Raw genomic sequence first — 18,529 nt, forward strand, 5'->3', positions numbered from 1 at the left:
GTTGGTCCCGTGGGAGGTGCGCCCCGGTCAGCGATCAAGCTGTGAGTCCGCGGCCGGTTGGTCGGCGAGAAACGCTTGCAAGCGGAGCGCGGATCGGTTTGGTGCCTCGGTGGGGCCTGCGCGTTGCTACGTCAGTGGGTCGGTGCAGCAGCGCTCACCCGGGCGCTCGCGGTCTGCTCGCGCACGGCTTGCGCTTTCGCCGACACGGTCTGGGTGAACGCGCTCTTCGCGGCCACTGCCTGCTTGCGCACGCCCTGCTTGCGCGGCGTCACAGGAAACCGCTCGTTCAGGTCCACCAGCGCCGGGGCGAAGGACATCAGCACCAGCACGATGAGCCCGGCGCTGGCTCCGATCACGGTGAGAGTGGTGGTCATCTCCGCCTCCTCAAGTCGTTCCCTGTGATGACTCAAGGTTGCTCCTTCCGGCCCTTACCGCGGATCGGCCGACCGGCCGAGCGCCGCCGCCGGACGGCCAGAACGATCCGACCGGAGCCATCTCGTGTGCCCGCTCCGGCGGGCCGGGCAGGGTCGCGGCTGGGGCCGGGCCAGTGGTAGGTGCGAGGGGCATTGATCGGCAGGTGCGGTCGAGCTCCGGAAGGCTCCGGCTCATGATCCACCCAGGTCAGCGTTCTGTGGCGGTGGGGCTGATCAGCTGTCGCTCAGTGTGATGCGGGCCCGGACCTCGCTGATCGCCTCGAGGTACTCCGGGATGGGGTTCATCGCGGAGGCCATCCGCAGTTGTGCGAGCGCCTCGGCCAAACGGCCGAGGCGCTGAAGAGTGCGACCCAGGACGAACCGCGCGTAGTGATCGGTCGGATCGAGTTCCAGGACCCTGGTGAAGGCCCGCTCGGCTCGCCGCAGCTGTGCCGAGTGGAAGTAGGCGCGCCCGGCCAGCAGTTGCACGCTCGGCTTGTCGGACTCGTCATCCAGCAGGGGTTCGAGGGCCTTCAAGGCGTCGAGCGGGCGACGGCGTCCCACCAGTTCTTCGGCCTGCCGGAAGGCACGGACCTGCGCTTCGCCGGTGGGCTCGGGGGCTGGTTCGGCGTCCGTCATGGTCGCTCAGACGATACCTCCGCGGAGGGCGTTGCACGACCGCCGTCTGCGACGTGATGGACTGTTCCGCCATGAGCAGCGATGAGGACTCCGGCTACCTGGGGCTGGCGCCGTACCTCTACTACACCGACGCCACCGCGGCGCTCGCGTGGCTGACCAGGGTGTTCGGCTTCACCGAGGAGGTCCGGTTCGAGGACGCCTCCGGGGAGGTCTTCCAGGCGACCCTGCGCGCCGGCAGCGGCCGGATCCAGCTGTCCGGCGTCGGTTCCGAATATTGGGAAGCGAAAGGCGTCGAGGGGCCGGTCGGGCAGCTCAACGTCATCTATGTCACCGACGTGGACGCCCAGTACGAACGGGTGCGAGCCACGCTCGGGGAGGACGCCGAACCGGAGCCGCCGCAGGACCAGCCCTATGGCGCGCGGCTGTTCACCGTCGCCGACCCGGGCGGCAACAGCTGGACGTTCTGGCAGCAGGTCACCGATACCGTCGATCTGCCTTCCGGATGGCGTGCGGTACGGCCGGACGAGGTTGTTGACCCGTCCGGGGAACACTGAGCGGAACCGCCGGATGATCGCCGAGCCTCCAACGGGTGAAAGCCCTGGACGGCTACGCTGGGCGGCGTCACCGCAGGCACGACCACCAAGGAGCAGAGCGTGGCTCTCATCGAGCAGGTAGGCGCGCGCGAGATCCTCGATTCGCGCGGCAACCCGACCGTCGAGGTGGAGGTGGCACTCGACGACGGCACGTTGGCGCGGGCCGCCGTCCCGTCGGGTGCGTCCACCGGCGAACACGAAGCCGTCGAGCTGCGGGACGGGGACACCGGCCGGTACAACGGCAAGGGCGTGGAGCGCGCGGTCGCCGCGGTGCTCGACGAGATCGGCCCCGACCTGACCGGGGTCGACGCAGTGGATCAGCGGATCGTCGACCAGAAGCTGGTCGACCTCGACGGCACCCCCGGCAAGTCCCGGCTCGGCGCGAACGCCATCCTCGGCGTCTCCCTCGCGGTCGCGAAGGCGGCCTCGGAGTCCGCCGAACTCGAGCTGTTCCGTTACCTCGGCGGCCCGAACGCGCACGTCCTGCCGGTCCCGATGCTCAACATCCTCAACGGTGGCGCGCACGCCGACACCGATGTGGACATCCAGGAGTTCATGATCGCGCCGATCGGCGCCGAGTCCTTCCGCGAAGCGCTCCGCTGGGGCACCGAGGTCTACCACGCGCTGAAGTCGGTGCTCAAGGGCCGCGGCCTGTCCACCGGGCTCGGCGACGAGGGCGGCTTCGCTCCCAGCCTCGGCAACAACCGCGAGGCGCTCGACCTGATCCTCCAGGCCATCGAGAAGGCGGGCTACGCCGCAGGCCGCGACGTGGCACTCGCCCTGGACGTCGCCGCGACGGAGTTCTACTCCGACGACGCCTACACCTTCGAGGGCACGAAGCGCAGCGCGGAGCAGATGTCGGCCTACTACGCCGAACTCCTGCGCGACTACCCGCTGGTGTCCATCGAGGACCCGCTGAGCGAGGACGACTGGGACGGCTGGGTCCAGCTGACCGCCGCGATCGGCGACAAGGTCCAGCTCGTGGGCGACGACCTGTTCGTCACGAACCCAGACCGCCTCGAGGAAGGCATCAGCCGGCGTGCGGCGAACGCGCTGCTGGTGAAGGTCAACCAGATCGGCACCCTTTCCGAGACGCTGGACGCGGTGTCCCTGGCCACGTCCTACGGCTACAAGTCGATGATGAGCCACCGCTCCGGCGAGACCGAGGACACCTTCATCGCCGATCTCGCCGTCGCCACCGGTGTCGGCCAGATCAAGACCGGTGCCCCGGCCCGCGGGGAGCGGATCGCGAAGTACAACCAGCTCCTGCGCATCGAGGAGACGCTGGCGGACGCCGCGCGTTACGCCGGCGACCTCGCCTTCCCGCGGTTCAGCGCGGAGGGCTGAGACGCCGATGGCCGACCGGGGGAGGGCGCGCAACCGCCGCGGCGGCCGGGCCGACGGGAACGGGTCCACCAGGGCCCGTCGTCCTGCGTCGGCCCGGCGCCGCACGGGTGCCGCTTCGACGGAGACGACCAGGTCGCGGCTTCGCCGCGGCCTGGCGGCGAAGCGTGCCTCCGGTGCGGCCAAGGTGCTCGGTATGTCGACCACCCGGCGGGCCGCCGTGGTGGCGATCGTGGTGTGTGCGCTCGCGTTCACCGTCGCCGTGCCGTTGCGCACCTACCTCAGCCAGCGGTCCGAGGTGCGGGAGCAGGAGGCGCAGCAGGCCCAGCTCCAGCAGGAAGTGGCCGAGCTGCAGAACCGCAAGAACCAGCTGAGTGATCCGGCGCAGATCGAGGCGGAGGCCCGCCGCCGGCTCCGGTACGTGAAGCCCGGCGAGACGCCGTATGTGGTGCAGCTGCCCGAGGACCAGCCCGTGGCCCAGCCTCAGCAACCGGGTCCGCAGCAGGCTCCGGCGGGTTCCTGGTACGAGAATCTGTGGAGCCAGATCTCCGGCGGTTGATGCGGTTCTGCTCGTTCTGGTGCGGGAATTCAGCGGTGGCCGCCCCATGGCAGTGACCTCCTTCCGGTTCTCGGGTGGGCTCGATGTCCTGGACGCTACGCCGCGGATCGGTGGGCCGGGGCGGCTCGCGGAGGGTTGTCCACAGGGGCGCGCCGTTGTGCACAACTCGGCCGTTTTGGCGGAGGGTCCGACCGGCCGGACGGCGGGCGGCATTAGCCTGGAGAGCGTGAACAGCAGCACGCAGACACCCCGTTTCGAGCCCGTCACCGACGCCGACCGGGAGGTCATCGCGCAGCAGCTCGGACGGCCGCCACGGGCGTTGCGGGCGGTCGCGGCGCGGTGCCCCGGCGGACATCCTTCTGTGGTCCAGACCAATCCGCGGCTGGAGAACGGTACCCCGTTCCCCACGCTGTACTACCTCACCTGCCCGCGGCTGACCTCGCTGGTCGGCACACTCGAGGCGTCCGGCGTGATGAAGGAGATGACCGAGCGGCTCGACGCCGATCCCGAGCTTGCGGCCCTCTACCAGCGCACGCACGAGACCTACCTCGCCGAGCGGGATGCCATCGAGTCACTCGGCACACAGGTCACCGCCGGCGGGATGCCGGGTCGGGTGAAATGCCTGCACGTCCACCTTGCGCACAGCCTCGCCGCCGGGCCGGGAGTGAATCCGTTCGGTGACGAAACGCTGGAATGGGTTCGTGCGCAGGGCTGGCCGAGCGGGGACTGCGCCGGGTAACGCCCAGATCGCCGGTGTGGATGGTTCCTGCCGGGGCGTGTTGCGCGCCGAACCGGCGGGTTTGCCTGTCGCATGCGGCCGTCGGTGTGCAGAGGAGTACGGAGGGGGAGGGAAATGGGGGCTTTACGCACGCTGTGGTGCGGGGGCCGCTCCGGTGTGTCGGGGTCGTCGGCCGGTGTGGTGAGCAGGGGTGTGGCTTCTGCGGCTTTGATCGACGGTGACGAGGGAGCGGCAGCAGGCGGGGGTGAATTGCCTTGTGGGGCAGGGGAAAACCCGAGTGTCGAGGGTGCTGGTCTTGCCGGTGTTCCTTGTGCGGAGGCTTCTGTTGCCGAAGGGGGCGGGGTTGGTTCGGGCTCGGTCGAGGGGGTTGTGGAGCCGTCCGGGAGTTCGGGCTGGAGTGGGCCGGATAAGCGCGGGTTGGGTCTAGCCGGGCTGGGTCAGGCGGGGTGGGGTGGCGCTGGGTCTGGTTGCGCGGACGTGGATCGAGTCGGGCCGGGAGGCGATAAACGTGACCGCGCCAGAAGATCGGCCCGGAATAGGCCAGGCAACAACCGGGGCCATAGGGCACCGGCCCATCGCAGCCGTGTGCGGATTGCGGTGTGGCGTGGGCGTTATCGGGTGCGGCGGGGTGTCGGGCGGCATCCGACGTTGGCTGCGGTGGTCGTGGGGGTGCTGGGCGTGGTTCCGGTGCTCGTCGGGGCCAAGGGGGTTGCCGTGTGGAGGGGATCGGCGCCTGTGGAGCATTCCGTGGACGCGGCGTTGGTTCAGGGGTATGACCCCCGAGGCACCGGGATTCGGCAGATCGCGGTGGATGGGCGGCTGCCGGTGGTGCCGTCGCCCTCTGCGTTGCCTGCCTACGATCTTCCGGCCGGGCGGTGGGGGATTCCGGCGTCCGCGCTGGCCGCGTATCGGGACGCGGCGGCAGTGCTCGGGCGGGAGCAGCCTGGCTGCCGTCTCGACTGGGCGCTCGTCGGCAGTATCGGGCGGATCGAGTCGGGGCATGCGCGCGGCGGGTACGTCGACGCGGCGGGGACCACGCTCGAGTCGATTCTCGGGCCTGAACTCAACGGCACTGGGCCGTACGCGGCGATCCCGGACACCGATCATGGCGCGCTCGACCGTGACACGGTCTGGGATCGGGCGGTCGGGCCGTTCCAGTTCATCCCGGCCACTTGGCAGGGCTACGCCTCCGACGGCAACGGGGACGGTCGACCCGATCCGAACAATCTCTTCGATGCCTCGCTGGCGGCGGGACGTTACCTCTGCTCCGGTGGGCTCGACCTGGCCAATCCGGATCAGCTGCGCACCGGCATTTACCGCTACAACAACTCCGACTCCTACGTCGACAAGGTGATCCTCTGGGCAGAGGCGTACCGCATGGGTGCCGATCAGGTGCCGGACAGCAAGGTCCCGGTCGGCAACCCCGGCATCGCACCAGCCCCGGGCCTGGCGACGTCCACTCCGCTGCCTGCGCCGTTGCCGCCCATCACCACAGCAGGGCCTCCGCCGGTCACGTCGTTGCCGCCGTCGAGCGAGACCACCCCGCCACCCACCACCGGTACGCCGACGACCTTGCCCAGTCCGACCTGCGTTTCCGTCCCGCCGTCGAGTACCTCGCCGTCGAGCACACCGACGCTGCCGCCGTGCGATACGGCCACCAGCACGGCGACGGGCAGTCCGTCATCAGGGAGCACGGCGAAGGTTCCCCGATCGTGAGGCGAGGGCGGGACAGCGCGGCGGAGTCCCCTCACGATGAGAGGCGGCCGGTTCAACCGAGGTTCCACACCCCTGAACGCCGGGCAGTAAAGTCGGGGGCATGCCTCGGGTAGCCGCGATCGACTGTGGGACCAACTCCATCCGCTTGCTCGTCGCCGAGCTGACGCCCCGCCACGACGGGACGATCGACTTGCGTGACCTGCACCGCGAAATGCGCATCGTGCGGCTCGGCCAAGGTGTCGACGCCACCGGGCGGCTCGCGCCCGAAGCGCTCGAGCGCACCCGCGTCGCGCTCGCGGACTACACGATCGCGGCGCGGCGCAAAGGCGTCGAGAAGGTTCGCATGGTCGCCACCTCCGCGACCCGCGACGCGAGCAACCGTGACGAGTTCTTCGCGATGACCCGGGAGACGCTCGGCGTCGAGGCCGAGGTGATCAGCGGCGACGAGGAGGCGCGGCTCTCCTTCACCGGCGCCGTCGGTGAGCAGGACCCGGATGACGGCCCGTTCGTGGTCGTCGACGTCGGCGGCGGCTCCACCGAGCTGGTGTTCGGCACCTGGAACGGCCGTGAGGCCGAGGTGCTCGCCGCGAAGTCGGTCGACATCGGCTGTGTGCGGATCACCGAGCGGACGCTGCCCGGCGACCCGCCCACCGCCGCGGAGATCACCGCCGCGCGGGAGCTGGCCCGCGAGGTGCTGGCCGAGGCGTTCGACGTGGTCGACGTCGCCAAGGCACGCACCTGGATCGGGGTGGCCGGCACGGTGACCACGTTGTCGGCGGTCTCCCAGGAGCTGCCCGAGTACCAGTCCGAGCGCACTCACCTGTCCAAGCTCACGCACGCCGATCTGGACCGGGTCGCGGCGAAGCTGCTCGCCGCCGACCACGCCACCCGTGCCGCCAATCCGGTGATCCATCCGGGTCGCGTGGACGTGATCGGCGGGGGCTCCGTGATCATCCAGGTACTGGCCGAGCAATTCGCCGCGCGCGGTGGCCCGGACCAGCTGGTAGTCAGTGAGCACGACATCCTGGACGGCATCGCGCTGGCGCTCGGCTGACCGCCGTTCCCGGGAAACAGGGGGTCACTCATCGTGACACCCGCCGGTAGTTGTGAGCCGAACGGGTGGGGAATAACGCCGTCACATATTTGCGACCCGTGCCGGACTGTTCGCCGATAACGTGCGTTTCAACTTTTGGGACGTCGATTATCGGAGGGGACATGCGGGGTTCAACCAGGTTCCGTGCTGCGGCCGCGGCGGTGACAACCTTGTCATTGCTGCTCACCGCATGCGGTAGCGGTTCGAGCGGCGGATCGTCGGGCAAGGTCGACCCGAACGGGACGTTCACCGTCTACGGCACCGAGCCGCAGAACACGCTGATCCCCACGAACACGAACGAACTGGGCGGCAGCAAGGCGGTCGACCCGATGTTCGCCCAGCTGGTCGGCTTCAAGGGCGACAACGCCGAGCCGTACAACCTGATGGCCGACTCGATCACCACGAGCGACTCCAAGGTCTACGACATCAAGCTCAAGCACGGCTGGAAGTTCCACGACGGCACCGAGGTCAAGGCGAAGAACTTCGTCGACGCCTGGAACTACGGCGCCTACGCCCCCAATGGGCAGCTCAACAGCACGTTCTTCGAGAACATCCAGGGCTACGCCGACGTGCACCCCGAGGACAAGAACGCCAAGCCCGGTACGGACAAGATGTCCGGCCTGCAGGTCAAGAACGACTACGAGTTCCAGGTCACGCTGAAAGCCCCGTTCTCGGTCTTCGCGATCAAGATCGGCTACACCGCTTTCGCGCCGCTGCCGGACTCGTTCTTCAAAGACCCCAAGGCGTTCGGGCAGCACCCGATCGGCAACGGCCCGATGAAGTTCGTCAGCCGCACGCCGAACGCGGACATCAAGCTCACCCGGTTCGACGAGTACCAGGGCCAGAACAAGGTCAAGTTCAAGGACCTGGACATCAAGATCTACGCCAGCCAGGAGACCGCCTACCAGGATCTGCTGAGCAACAAGCTCGACTTCATCGAGACGCTCCCGCCCTCGGCGCTGGCCGGCAGCAAGTACAAGGCCGACCTGAAGGACAACCTGGTCAACGGGCACCTGCTCGGGATCAGCACGATCGCGATCCCGTACTACGTGCCCGGGTACGACAACCCGAACCTGCGCAAGGCGATCTCGCTGGCGATCGACCGGGACCAGATCACCAAGACGGTCATGAACGACACCTACGTCCCGGCAGACGGCTATGTCTCGCAAGGCATTCCGGGTTACCGGCCGGGCGTGTGCAAGTCCTGCCACTTCGACCCGGCGCAGGCCAAGCAGCTGTTCGGACAGTCCGGTTTCCACGGCAGGCTGACCATTGCCTCGAATGCCGACGGTGGCCGCAAGGAGCCGCTGGTGGCCGCGTGCAACAGCATCAAGAACGTGCTGGGCGTGGAATGCGACTTCGTGCCCGCGACCGACTTCGGCCAGTGGCGCAGCATCGTGACCGGGCACAAGCTCACCGGGATGGGCCGTTCCGACTGGTCGGCCGACTATCCCTCGATCGAGAACTTCCTCAACCCGATCTACCGTACTGGCGCCTCGTCGAACGACTCGGTCTACGCCAACCCGAAGGTCGACGCGAAACTCGCGGAGGCGGACGGGACCGCGGACAAGGACGCCGCGGTGAAGCTTTACCAGCAGGCCGAGGACCTGATCGCCGAGGACCTGCCGTCGATCCCGGTGTGGGACGAGAAGGGTGTGGCCGCGAAGTCCAAGCACACCAAGGGCGTCGTGCTCGACTTCCGCCGCCGCGCGGACTATTCCTCGGTCGAGGTCACCCAGAAGTGAGGCGCTGACCGCTCCGCTCCCACCACGCGGTTCGCGGGCGCCCGGACGACCGGGTGCTCGCGAACCCGGCGCGCACACCTAGGAACCACGCATGATCCGCTACGTTCTGCGCCGCCTGCTCCAGCTGATCCCGGTGTTCTTCGGCACCACTTTCCTGATCTACGCGCTGGTGTGGGCGGTGCCCGGGGATCCGTTCGCCGGTAAATGCGGCCAGCAGGCCTGCCCCCAGTCCTATATCGACCTGATGACCGACAAGTTCCACCTGGACGACAACCTGATCGTCCAGTATTTCAAGTACCTCGGCAGCCTGTTCGCCGGCGACTGGGGCGAGACCTTCAACGGCACCTCGGTCGGCGAGCTGATCGCCAACTCGTATCCGATCACCCTGCGGCTGGCGCTGATCGCGGTGCTCATCGAGGCCGTCATCGGGCTCGCCGCCGGGGTGCTGACCGGCTTGCGCGGCAAGGGTTTCCTGGACAACCTGGTCCTGGTCTCGACCACTTTCCTGATCTCCCTGCCGGTGTTCGTGACCGCGATCGTGCTGCAGCTGGTGCTGGGTACGGAGCTGGGCATCATCGACGTGAGCGTGTCCGACGATCCGTCGTTCGGTGAGCTGATCGTGCCGGGCATCGCGCTCGGCAGCCTCTCCATGGCCTACGTCGCACGGCTGACCAGAACCTCGATCGCGGAGAACCGGCACGCCGACTACATTCGCACGGCGATCGCCAAAGGACAGCCGGCGGGCCGGGTGATCGGCATCCATCTGCTGCGCAACTCGGTGATCCCGGTGCTCACCTTCCTCGGTACCGACCTGGGTGCGCTGATGGGCGGCGCGATCGTGACCGAGGGCGTGTTCAACATCAACGGCCTCGGCGGGCTCATCTTCCGCGGGATCCAGAACCGGGAGAGCGCCACCGTCGTCGGTGTCGTCGTGCTGCTGGTGCTGGTGTACCTGGTGATGAGCCTGCTCGTGGACCTGCTTTACGCCGTTCTCGACCCGAGGATCCGTTATGACTGACCCCAATCTCGTCGGTGGCGGGGGCGTCGACGCGGCGGAGCTGTCGCGTATCGACGATTCCGTGGCCGGGCCGAAGAAACCACGCAGCCTGTGGGCCGACGCCTGGCGCCAGCTGCGCCGTAAGCCGGCCTTCATCGTCTCCGCCGTGATCATCCTGCTGGTGGTGCTGATCGCGATCGCACCCGGTCTGTTCTCACATCGGGAGGCCGGGTACGCCGATCTCACGCATGCGAACGAAGGTCCGTCGGCGGATGCCTGGTTCGGCTACGACAACCAGGGCTACGACGTCTACGCCCGCACCATCTACGGGGCGCGGGCCTCGTTGCTGGTCGGGATCTTCGCCACCGTCCTGACCGTCCTTTTCGGATCGTTCATGGGCATCGTCGCGGGCTACTACGGACGGTTCGTGGACAGCCTGCTCTCCCGGTTCGGCGACATTTTCGCGGGACTGCCGTTCGTGCTCGGCGCGATCGTCATCCTCACCACGTTCAACGCGCCCGGGTCGTCCCCGGGGCAGGTCACGATCGTCGTGCAGGTGGTGCTCTCGATCGCGGTGCTGTCCTGGCCGGTCGCGATGCGGATCATGCGCTCGGCGACGCTGGTGGCCAAACAGCTCGACTACGTGAAGGCGGCGCGTGCGCTCGGTGCGGGCACCCCGCGGATCGTGTTCCGGCACCTGCTGCCGAACACCCTGGCGCCGGTGCTGGTGTACGCCACGATCGCGCTCGGCGCCAACATCGGCGCCGAGGCGACGCTGGCCTACCTCGGCATCGGCATGCGGCCGCCGGTGGTCTCGTGGGGCGTCATGATCAGCGACGCCCGCGACTACTTCCGGGCCGACCCGCACATGCTCCTGTTCCCCGGTGCGTTCGTCACCATCACCGTGCTCGCCTTCGTGCTGCTCGGTGACGGGGTCCGCGACGCGCTCGACCCGAAGTCGAGGTAGGCCGCATGTCCACAGTGGATGACGAGCTGCTGCTCGAAGTCGAGGATCTGCACGTGGAGTTCCGCACCTCCGACGGGGTGGCCAAGGTGCTCAACGGCGTGGGCTATGCGGTGCGCGCCGGGGAAACGCTGGCGGTGCTCGGCGAATCCGGCTCCGGCAAGAGCGTGACCGCGCAGACCGTGATGGGCATTCTGGACAGTCCGCCGGGCGTGATCACCGGCGGCGAGATCCGGTACCGCGGCGAGGATCTGCTCACCGCGACCCCGCGGCGGCGGCGCGAGCTGCGGGGTGCGGAGATCGCGATGATCTTCCAGGACGCGCTTTCCGCGCTGAACCCGGTGTTCACCGTCGGGTTCCAGATCGAGGAACAGCTGCGGATCCGGCAGGGAATGTCCAGAAAGGACGCTCGAAAACGAGCGATCGAGCTGCTGGAGCTGGTGCGCATCCCGGCCGCCGCGCGCCGGATCAAGGACTATCCGCACCAGTTCTCCGGCGGGATGCGGCAGCGCGCGATGATCGCCATGTCCCTGGCGCTGGATCCGGACCTGTTGATCGCGGACGAGCCGACCACCGCGCTGGACGTCACGGTGCAGGCCCAGATCATGGATCTGCTCTCGGAGATCCAGCGGGAACGCCGGATGGGCCTGATCCTCATCACGCACGATCTCGGGGTGGTCGCCGAGGTGGCCGACCGGATCGCGGTGATGTACGCCGGACGGATCGTGGAACAGGCCGACGCGCACGAGCTGTACCGCTCGCCGGGTCATCCCTACACCGCGGCCCTGATGGATTCCCTGCCCCGGCTTGACCTCAAAGGACAGACGCTGGAGACGATCAAGGGGCTGCCGCCGAGCCTGCTGGACATTCCGTCCGGCTGCCCGTTCCACCCCCGGTGCAAACGCGCCGAGCAGCGCTGCCGGGACGAGCGGCCGTCCTTGCACGGGCTCGGGTCCGGCCGGGTCAGTGCGTGTCACTTCGCCGACGAGGTGGTGGAGAGCCGTGGTTGAGCCGATTCTCAGCGTGCGTGAGCTGACCAAGCATTTCCCGGTGCGTCAGGGGGTGTTGTTCAAGCGCACGATCGGGCAAGTGAAGGCGGTCGACGGGGTCTCCTTCGATCTGCTGCCGGGCGAAACCCTGGGCGTGGTCGGTGAATCCGGTTGCGGCAAGTCGACGCTCGCGCAGGTGCTGATGCGTCTGGAGGAGCCGACCGGCGGCACCGCGACCTTCGAGGGCCGGGACCTGTTCCAGGTGTGGGGCGGGGATCTTCGCCGGCTGCGGCGGGAGATCCAGATCGTGCTGCAGGATCCCTACACCTCGCTCAACCCGCGGATGACCGTCGGCGACATCGTCGGGGAGCCGTTCGAGATCCACTCCGACGTCGCGCCGAAGGGTTCGCGGGTGGCGAAGGTACAGGAGCTGCTGGAGGTGGTCGGGCTCAACCCCGAGCACGCCAACCGGTATCCGCACCAGTTCTCCGGCGGGCAGCGGCAGCGCATCGGCATCGCGCGGGCGCTGGCGCTGCGGCCCAAGGTGATCATCTGCGACGAGCCGGTGTCCGCATTGGACGTTTCGATCCAGGCGCAGGTGATGAACCTGCTCGGCGAGCTGCAGAGCGAGTTCGGCCTGTCCTATGTGTTCATCGCGCACGACCTGGGGGTGGTGCGGCACCTGTCGAACCGGGTCGCGGTGATGTACCTCGGCAAGATCGTGGAGCTCGGCACCGAGGAGGAGATCTACGAACGTCCTTCGCACCCCTACACCCAGGCGCTGCTTTCCGCGGTGCCGGTGGCCGATCCGGCGGTGCGCGGGCAGCGGCAGATCATCCGGCTGGAGGGCGACGTGCCGAGCCCGCTGGACCCGCCGTCGGGCTGCCGGTTCCGCACGCGCTGCTGGAAGGCCGCGGACATCTGCGCGACCGAGGCGCCGGAGCTGACCGGCCGGACCGACGGGCACCTTTCGGCCTGTCACTTCGCCGAGGCCCGCTCCGTCGTACCGTGAGCCCGCGTAAGGCTGTGAAGGGCACCTTCACGGACTCAGCGTCCGTGAAGGTGCCCTTCACGGCTTTCAGCGGTTCGAGGCGGACTTGATGAACTTCCCGAGGTCCTTGGCCTGCTGCACGCGCGAGGGTTCGTGGACGTACATCATGTGTCCCGCCGGGTAGTAGGCGGTTTCGATGTTGTCCCGCAGCTCCTCGGGGATCTGCAGCTGGGCCAGCACGTGCTCGGACGCGTAGTACGGGGTGGCGCCGTCGTAGTGCCCGAAGGCCACATGCACCTTCAGGAACGGGTTCGCGCGCATCGCCGCGCTGAGCGTGCCCGTCGCGGACACCGACCGGCCCTCGAACTCCTTGTACGACCAGGCCTGGAAAACCTCGCTGGACAGGATCTCGTACGGCAGGTCGTTCTCGTAGCCGAGTTCGGCCCGCACGTAGTGGTTGAACCCGGCCGCGTAGGCGCCGATGATCCGCGAGATCGACGGGTCCTCGCTCATGTGCTCGCGCCCGCCGTCGGGCTCCCAGGTGGTGAACCGGCCGTCCATCCGGCCCACCGTGCGGGCCTCGTCGCGCAGCAGCTCGGTGAAGAACCGCACGTGCTCGATCCGCAGGTTCACCCGGTCCACATAGGATTCGGTGAGCCCGGTCAGTGACGCGAGCGTGGCCACCGCCTCGGCACGCTCCTCAGTGGACAGACGCGCACCGCGGGAGAGCGCCCACGGCAGGTCTTTCGCGGCGAAGTTCTCGGCGTCGGCGAGCACATCGTCGAGCGGGCGATCCCCGTGCCTGCCGTGATAGTGCGCGATCGCCGCGTATGTGGGTACGAACAGCGAGTAGGGCAGATCGTTGCCCTCGTGGAAGCGCAGCGTGCCCATGTCCAATACGGACGAAATGAGCAGCAGCCCGTTGAGGTAGAGCCCGTGGCGCTCCTGCAGGTGCCCGGCGAGCGCGGCCGCGCGCAGCGTGCCGTAGGACTCGCCGGCCAGGAACTTCGGCGACAGCCAGCGTTCGTTCCGGGACACCCACAGCCGGATGATCTCCGCGATCGACTCGACGTCGCTCTGGAACCCGGAGAACTCCTGGGCCTCGCGGCCCTCGGTCACCCGCGAGTAGCCGGTGCTGACCGGGTCGATGAACACCAGGTCGCTGTGCTGCAGCAGGGTTTCCGGATTGTCGGCCAGACCGTAGGGCGGCGGCGCGGGGTCGTCGACATCGCCGGAGAGCACCCGGCGCGGGCCGAGCACGCCCAGGTGCAGCCAGATGCTGGACGAGCCGGGGCCGCCGTTGAACGCGAAGGTCACCGGGCGGGTGCCGGGATCGGCGTCGTCGAGGGTGTAGGCGGTGAGGAAGACCTCGGCCCTGGCCTGGTGTCCCTCGGACTTGCCGTCCTTCTTGGACTCCTGGCGGAGCACGATCCGGCCGGTCTGCGCGGTGTAGGCGAGCTTGCGCCGCTTGACGGTGAGCGTGTGCTGCGTCGTCACGAGGTCGTCGACGGGCTCGGGAGCCTTGGTCTCCTCGTCCTTGGTCTGCTCGGCGGTCTCGGCCGCGGCGGTGGTGTCGGGCATGGCACCAACCTATCCCGCGTTACCGTGGGCCGGACACCTTGGAAAAGGGGGCCGATGAGCGCGCTCGCCGAGCTGGACGCCGCGGTGGCGGACTGCCGCGCGTGCCCACGGCTGGTGGCCTGGCGGGAACAGGTCGCGCTGAAGCCACGGCCCGCCTTCGTCGGCGAGGAGTACTGGGCACGTCCGGTACCCGGGTTCGGCGCGGAAGACGCGGCACTGGCCGTGGTCGGATTGGCACCCTCCGCGCATGGCGCCAACCGCACTGGGCGGATGTTCACCGGTGATCCCTCAGGAGATCTCCTGTTCCGCGTGCTGTACGAAACGGGGCTCGCCTCGCAGCCGCGGTCACGTGGCCGCGACGACGGGCTCGTGCTGCGCGGTACCCGGCTCGTCTCACCGGTTCGCTGCGCGCCGCCGGACAACCGGCCCACGCCCGCCGAGCGCGACACCTGCCGTCACTGGCTCGCCGACGAGCTGGCTCTGCTGCGCCCTACGCTGCGGGCGGTGGTCGTGCTCGGCGCGTTCGGCTGGCAGGCGCTGCTGCCGGTGCTCGCCGAAGCCGGGCTGCCGGTGCCCTCGCCCCGTCCGCGATTCGGGCACGGAGTGCAGGTTCAGCTGGCTGACCTGCGGATTTTCGGGTGCTATCACGTCTCCCCGCGCAATGTCCAGACTGGCAGGCTGACCCACTCGATGGTGGGAACCGTGATCACCGCCGCGGCCACCGCGGCCGGGCTTGTCTGAATCGGTACCGCGGAGGTGGCGACGCTGGTCACAGCGGGGTGGGGTACCCGAGCGACACCGCTGGAGAAGTGCGACCATGAGCTCATGGCTGCTGCGAAGTCGGAACCGACTCGGATTCTCATCCTCGGTGGTGGATACGTCGGCCTGTACACGGCGTACGGGCTTCAGAAGATGCTGCGTGCCAACGAGGCCTCCGTGACCGTCGTTGACCCGCAGCCGCACATGACCTATGCCCCCTTCCTGCCCGAGGCAGCGGCCGGCGCGATCGAGCCGCGGCACGTGGTCGTGCCGCTGCGGCGCGTGCTGAAGCGCTGCCACGTGCTCACGGCGCGCGTCACCAAGATCGAGAACGAGCGCAAGGCGGTCACCGTCGAAGCCGCCGACGGGCACATCGAGACGCTGAACTACGACGTGCTCGTGGTCGCGCTCGGCGCGGTCGCGCGGATCCTGCCGATCCCCGGCCTCGCCGAGCAGGGCATCGCCTTCAAGACCATCGGCGAAGCCATTTATCTGCGCAACCACATCATGACCAAGCTCGACGAGGCGGCCAGCACGCTCGACCCCGAGGTGCGCAAGCGGCTGCTCACCTTCACCGTGGTCGGCGGCGGGTTCGCCGGGATCGAGGCCCTGGCCGAACTTGAGGACATGACCCGGTTCGCGGTGGAGAACTACTACCCGAACATCCAGCCCGAAGACGTCCGCTGGGTGCTGGTCGAGGCCGCCGGGCGGATCCTGCCCGAGGTGCGCGAGACGCTCGGCGTGTACACCGTGCAGCAGCTGGAGAAGCGCGGCATCGAGGTGTACCTCTCGACCGCCGCGAAGTCGTTCGAGAACGGTCACGTGGTGCTCTCGGACGGCACCGAGTTCGACACCGAGACGATCATCTGGACCGCCGGGGTGAAGGCCAACCCGGTGCTGGCCGGTTCGGATCTGCCGCTGGACAAGCGCGGCCGGCTCGAGGCCACCGCGGCGATGCAGGTCGTCGGCCAGCCGGACGTGTGGACCGCGGGCGACAACGCGGCCATCCCGGACCTGTCGCGCACCGAGGCCGACCCCACGGCCACCTGCCCGCCGAACGCCCAGCACGCGGTCCGCCAAGCGACCCTGCTGGCGAAGAACATCATCAAGGTGATCCGCGGCGGCAAGCCGAAGGACTACTACCACAAGAACCTCGGCGCGGTCGCCAGCCTCGGCCTGCACAAGGGCGTGGCCGACGCGCTGAACCTGAAGATCAAGGGCTTCCCGGCCTGGCTGTTCCACCGCGCCTACCACCTCAAGGCGATGCCGACCTGGAACCGCAAGATCCGCATCCTGTTCGACTGGATGCTCGGCGGCCTGTTCCGCCGCGAGGTGATCTCGCTGGGCCAGATCAACAACCCGAAGGAAGAATTCGACCGGGTCACCAAGAGCTGACCCGCCTGCGCGAAAGCCGGGCCGCCCGCGATGGGTGGTCCGGCTTTCGCGTGTGGTGCGGGCCGCTAAGGTGGTGCTCGCGCCCCCGTAGCCCAATTGGCAGAGGCAGTCGACTTAAAATCGATTCAGCGCGGGTTCGAACCCCGCCGGGGGCACCGTGACCGCAGGCCAGGAAGGGTCGCTCGAATCCGGTTCAAGATCGACTCCCGGAATTGCCGGAGCCGGGATCGGGCTCACGGTTCGAGCAGCACGAGACCTTCGTACTCCACGAAGTCGGCGAAGCCCTTCACGTTCAGGGTCGCTAGCGGCATCTCGAAGGCCAGGCAACACGCAGCGATCCAAGCGTCGTTCTGCGGGCGAGGACGACCACGCCACTGCGCGTAAGCCGAGATCTCGCCCCACATGTGTGCGACCTTCGGCGTACCCGGAAGGACCGGGAGGGGCCGCATCCACTGCTCCAGCCGCTCCCTGCGAGGGAGTGCCCACGCGCGCAGATGCATCCACTTGTTCAACTCGGCCAGGGTCACGAACGTGATCGCAGGACGACAGCCGACGAGCCTGCCCGCGAGCCAAGGCGGGAGATCCCGCTTGAACAAGCCCGACGCCACATCAGTGTCGAGCACAACCTCCAGCGCCACTAGGCCAGGTTCGCCTTCCGCTCCGCGGCCACCCAGTCCAGGAACTCATGCAGCTCATCAGCGGACTCGAAGATGTCGTCGCGCGCCCAGCCGTCCACCGACCTGATCGGCTGCACGTCCTTGTCCGCGAACAGAGCATCCCTCAGAGCGGGGCCATCCAGTTCCTCGTGCGGCGGCTGCTCCGCGTTGCTGGTCGTCATGGTCCACCTCCCTGCGCGTGGCGTAGGCGAACTACCGCGGCCAGGCCGAACCCGGCGAACGTCGCTCTCGTGTACAGAGCTTCCCTAGTTGGTCAAGCGGCTCCTCCGGGGGCCGTTGAGCACTGTGTTGATCCTCGGCTCACGCATGCGCCGGGTAGATCGTGAAGAACGCGACATGCGCAGGCTTGATGTGCTCGAAGTGCCGACGATCGACCGTCGCGATCTCCGAGGTCTTCACTCGTTCCGCAGTGGCCACGACCGCCGCATCCGCAATACCCAGCGGCCAATCCGCGTACTGGCGCAGCAACACGGCCATCCGGCGAAAGTCGTCGTCCAGCGGGTGATAGATCCGGAGCTGAGGCGAGCGCATCAGCTCTTCGACGAACCTTGCCTCCGCCGCACCGCCGAGATGCTTCTCCACGTACTGACACACCTCGGTCAGCACCAGCGACGGGACCAGTGGATCCCGGGCCGGAGCCGACGTCAGCCACTCCACCACCGCCCGATGATGATCATCCTTGGCATTGACCATCCGATCAACGGGCCAGTGTCCACAACAATGGGGCGTGCCACGACCTACGACAACTCCACCGAAGCCAGCGCGCTCACGCGTCGGCGCGTCCGCGCACGACGTCCTTCACGCGCTCTGACGCGTCTGCGGGAAGCTCGAACATTCCCAGAAATGACGGCAGCGAATACGGCTTCTCGGGCGCGGTCGTCTCCTCGTCCGGGGGCGCGGCCGGCTTACGCAAGCCCAGCCGAGCCGCCTGCGCGGCCGTTACGTCGACGCTGACCGTGGCGGTAACCGGCTCCGACTCGATCCTCTTCGGTGCGCGCACGCCGGCAGCACTGACCCGACGCCGACGGGAAGCCCCGATCGGCGCACCGTGATCACCCTGCCTGCCGCTCATGCCTCTCATCGTACAGGGCGACCCGGTGAAGCGGCAGGCAACTCGTCAGGCGATGAAAACTCCTGTGAGGGCAAGATCGTCCGCCCCGTCGGGGTCAGGCGTTGGTCGAGGCGCCCCTGTTTCTCGTTGTCGGGGTTCGTGCGGGGAGTCGCGACGACCGCAGCTACCCGTGCATTCCTTAACGGTCGAAGAATAGGGAGCAAATCGCTCGCCGGAGCGTCGCGTCCCGGCCCGTGTGCCCTTTCCTGCCGCCGCCGCGCCTG

The 18,529-nt window shown here is 68.3% G+C and carries 20 protein-coding genes and 1 tRNA gene; 14 read left to right on the top strand and 7 right to left on the bottom strand.

Annotated features, from left to right (window positions below; genetic code table 11):
* Positions 1-131: 131 nt before the first annotated feature.
* Together D5S19_RS06865 and D5S19_RS06870 are read right to left on the bottom strand one after the other, a co-directional pair.
* Positions 132-374, bottom strand: a complete 243-nt coding sequence (locus tag D5S19_RS06865) for a hypothetical protein (RefSeq protein WP_120022470.1) — start codon at positions 372-374, stop codon at positions 132-134.
* Positions 375-647: 273 nt separating this feature from the next.
* Complete coding sequence (locus D5S19_RS06870; protein ID WP_120022471.1) at positions 648-1,052, bottom strand: tetratricopeptide repeat protein; 405 nt, start codon at positions 1,050-1,052, stop codon at positions 648-650.
* A gap of 71 nt (positions 1,053-1,123) precedes the next feature.
* Between D5S19_RS06870 and D5S19_RS06875 the strand changes: the two genes are divergently transcribed.
* From D5S19_RS06875 to D5S19_RS06925, 11 genes are all read left to right on the top strand, one after another.
* Positions 1,124-1,606, top strand: coding sequence for a VOC family protein (locus tag D5S19_RS06875; RefSeq protein ID WP_233573753.1), 483 nt, complete (start codon positions 1,124-1,126; stop codon positions 1,604-1,606).
* Between the two features lie 99 nt (positions 1,607-1,705).
* Positions 1,706-2,992, top strand: coding sequence for a phosphopyruvate hydratase (eno, locus tag D5S19_RS06880; protein WP_120022473.1), 1,287 nt, complete (start codon positions 1,706-1,708; stop codon positions 2,990-2,992).
* 193 nt (positions 2,993-3,185) lie between these two features.
* Entirely contained in the window at positions 3,186-3,548 is a 363-nt protein-coding gene (locus D5S19_RS06885) for an FtsB family cell division protein (RefSeq protein ID WP_120022505.1), read from the top strand.
* Between the two features lie 217 nt (positions 3,549-3,765).
* The gene (locus D5S19_RS06890; RefSeq protein ID WP_233573756.1) at positions 3,766-4,287 is read left to right on the top strand and encodes a DUF501 domain-containing protein; all 522 of its coding nucleotides are present in this window, start codon (positions 3,766-3,768) and stop codon (positions 4,285-4,287) included.
* Between the two features lie 747 nt (positions 4,288-5,034).
* The gene (locus D5S19_RS06895) at positions 5,035-6,003 is read left to right on the top strand and encodes a lytic transglycosylase domain-containing protein (RefSeq protein ID WP_325050230.1); all 969 of its coding nucleotides are present in this window, start codon (positions 5,035-5,037) and stop codon (positions 6,001-6,003) included.
* 100 nt (positions 6,004-6,103) lie between these two features.
* Entirely contained in the window at positions 6,104-7,057 is a 954-nt protein-coding gene (locus D5S19_RS06900) for a Ppx/GppA phosphatase family protein (RefSeq protein WP_120022475.1), read from the top strand.
* A 161-nt stretch (positions 7,058-7,218) separates the two neighbouring features.
* A complete protein-coding gene (locus D5S19_RS06905) occupies positions 7,219-8,841 on the top strand; it encodes a peptide ABC transporter substrate-binding protein (RefSeq protein ID WP_120022476.1) in 1,623 nt (540 codons plus the stop codon).
* Between the two features lie 91 nt (positions 8,842-8,932).
* Complete coding sequence (locus D5S19_RS06910; protein WP_120022477.1) at positions 8,933-9,859, top strand: ABC transporter permease; 927 nt, start codon at positions 8,933-8,935, stop codon at positions 9,857-9,859.
* Positions 9,852-10,805 (top strand): ABC transporter permease, encoded by a 954-nt coding sequence (locus D5S19_RS06915; protein ID WP_120022478.1) that lies wholly within the window; start codon positions 9,852-9,854, stop codon positions 10,803-10,805. Before D5S19_RS06910 ends, D5S19_RS06915 begins: the two co-directional genes overlap by 8 nt.
* A 5-nt stretch (positions 10,806-10,810) precedes the next feature.
* Complete coding sequence (locus tag D5S19_RS06920) at positions 10,811-11,812, top strand: ABC transporter ATP-binding protein (RefSeq protein ID WP_120022479.1); 1,002 nt, start codon at positions 10,811-10,813, stop codon at positions 11,810-11,812.
* Positions 11,805-12,803 carry an ABC transporter ATP-binding protein gene (locus D5S19_RS06925; RefSeq protein ID WP_120022480.1) on the top strand — a complete coding sequence of 333 codons (999 nt, stop codon included), beginning with the start codon at positions 11,805-11,807 and terminating at the stop codon, positions 12,801-12,803. The genes D5S19_RS06920 and D5S19_RS06925 overlap by 8 nt, the downstream gene beginning before the upstream one ends.
* Positions 12,804-12,869: 66 nt before the next feature.
* Here D5S19_RS06925 and D5S19_RS06930 read toward each other — a convergent pair whose 3' ends face one another.
* Entirely contained in the window at positions 12,870-14,363 is a 1,494-nt protein-coding gene (locus D5S19_RS06930) for a S10 family peptidase (RefSeq protein ID WP_120022481.1), read from the bottom strand.
* Between the two features lie 54 nt (positions 14,364-14,417).
* Between D5S19_RS06930 and D5S19_RS06935 the strand changes: the two genes are divergently transcribed.
* The 3 genes from D5S19_RS06935 to D5S19_RS06945 all read left to right on the top strand — a co-directional run bounded on the left by D5S19_RS06935 (position 14,418) and on the right by D5S19_RS06945 (position 16,672).
* Positions 14,418-15,104 (top strand): uracil-DNA glycosylase, encoded by a 687-nt coding sequence (locus D5S19_RS06935; protein WP_120022482.1) that lies wholly within the window; start codon positions 14,418-14,420, stop codon positions 15,102-15,104.
* Positions 15,105-15,188: 84 nt separating this feature from the next.
* Positions 15,189-16,517, top strand: coding sequence for an NAD(P)/FAD-dependent oxidoreductase (locus D5S19_RS06940; RefSeq protein ID WP_120022483.1), 1,329 nt, complete (start codon positions 15,189-15,191; stop codon positions 16,515-16,517).
* An 81-nt stretch (positions 16,518-16,598) separates the two neighbouring features.
* Positions 16,599-16,672: transfer RNA gene (locus tag D5S19_RS06945), tRNA-Leu, on the top strand.
* A 78-nt stretch (positions 16,673-16,750) separates the two neighbouring features.
* Here D5S19_RS06945 and D5S19_RS32900 read toward each other — a convergent pair.
* The 4 genes from D5S19_RS32900 to D5S19_RS06965 all read right to left on the bottom strand — a co-directional run bounded on the left by D5S19_RS32900 (position 16,751) and on the right by D5S19_RS06965 (position 18,266).
* Entirely contained in the window at positions 16,751-17,155 is a 405-nt protein-coding gene (locus tag D5S19_RS32900; protein WP_120022484.1) for a type II toxin-antitoxin system VapC family toxin, read from the bottom strand.
* Entirely contained in the window at positions 17,155-17,355 is a 201-nt protein-coding gene (locus tag D5S19_RS06955) for a hypothetical protein (RefSeq protein ID WP_120022485.1), read from the bottom strand. The genes D5S19_RS32900 and D5S19_RS06955 overlap by 1 nt, the downstream gene beginning before the upstream one ends.
* Before the next feature lie 139 nt (positions 17,356-17,494).
* Positions 17,495-17,887: a type II toxin-antitoxin system VapC family toxin gene (locus tag D5S19_RS06960; RefSeq protein ID WP_120022486.1), complete on the bottom strand. Its 393-nt coding sequence runs from the start codon at positions 17,885-17,887 to the stop codon at positions 17,495-17,497.
* Positions 17,888-17,960: 73 nt separating this feature from the next.
* Entirely contained in the window at positions 17,961-18,266 is a 306-nt protein-coding gene (locus D5S19_RS06965) for a hypothetical protein (protein WP_147397349.1), read from the bottom strand.
* Positions 18,267-18,529: the final 263 nt, after the last annotated feature.

The sequence above is a fragment of the Amycolatopsis panacis genome, from assembly GCF_003600245.1.
GTDB classification, from domain to species: Bacteria; Actinomycetota; Actinomycetes; order Mycobacteriales; family Pseudonocardiaceae; genus Amycolatopsis; species Amycolatopsis sulphurea.

Coding starts and splice junctions, on each gene's coding strand:
- D5S19_RS06885 (WP_120022505.1), top strand. CDS start 3,186: ATGTCGACCACCCGGCGGGCCGCCGTGGTGGCGATCGTGGTGTGTGCG.
- D5S19_RS06940 (WP_120022483.1), top strand. CDS start 15,189: ATGGCTGCTGCGAAGTCGGAACCGACTCGGATTCTCATCCTCGGTGGT.
- D5S19_RS06865 (WP_120022470.1), bottom strand. CDS start 374: ATGACCACCACTCTCACCGTGATCGGAGCCAGCGCCGGGCTCATCGTG.
- D5S19_RS06870 (WP_120022471.1), bottom strand. CDS start 1,052: ATGACGGACGCCGAACCAGCCCCCGAGCCCACCGGCGAAGCGCAGGTC.
- D5S19_RS06955 (WP_120022485.1), bottom strand. CDS start 17,355: ATGACGACCAGCAACGCGGAGCAGCCGCCGCACGAGGAACTGGATGGC.
- D5S19_RS06910 (WP_120022477.1), top strand. CDS start 8,933: ATGATCCGCTACGTTCTGCGCCGCCTGCTCCAGCTGATCCCGGTGTTC.
- D5S19_RS06900 (WP_120022475.1), top strand. CDS start 6,104: ATGCCTCGGGTAGCCGCGATCGACTGTGGGACCAACTCCATCCGCTTG.
- D5S19_RS06920 (WP_120022479.1), top strand. CDS start 10,811: ATGTCCACAGTGGATGACGAGCTGCTGCTCGAAGTCGAGGATCTGCAC.
- D5S19_RS06915 (WP_120022478.1), top strand. CDS start 9,852: ATGACTGACCCCAATCTCGTCGGTGGCGGGGGCGTCGACGCGGCGGAG.
- D5S19_RS06930 (WP_120022481.1), bottom strand. CDS start 14,363: ATGCCCGACACCACCGCCGCGGCCGAGACCGCCGAGCAGACCAAGGAC.
- D5S19_RS06935 (WP_120022482.1), top strand. CDS start 14,418: ATGAGCGCGCTCGCCGAGCTGGACGCCGCGGTGGCGGACTGCCGCGCG.
- D5S19_RS06905 (WP_120022476.1), top strand. CDS start 7,219: ATGCGGGGTTCAACCAGGTTCCGTGCTGCGGCCGCGGCGGTGACAACC.
- D5S19_RS06875 (WP_233573753.1), top strand. CDS start 1,124: ATGAGCAGCGATGAGGACTCCGGCTACCTGGGGCTGGCGCCGTACCTC.
- D5S19_RS06960 (WP_120022486.1), bottom strand. CDS start 17,887: ATGGTCAATGCCAAGGATGATCATCATCGGGCGGTGGTGGAGTGGCTG.
- D5S19_RS06965 (WP_147397349.1), bottom strand. CDS start 18,266: ATGAGCGGCAGGCAGGGTGATCACGGTGCGCCGATCGGGGCTTCCCGT.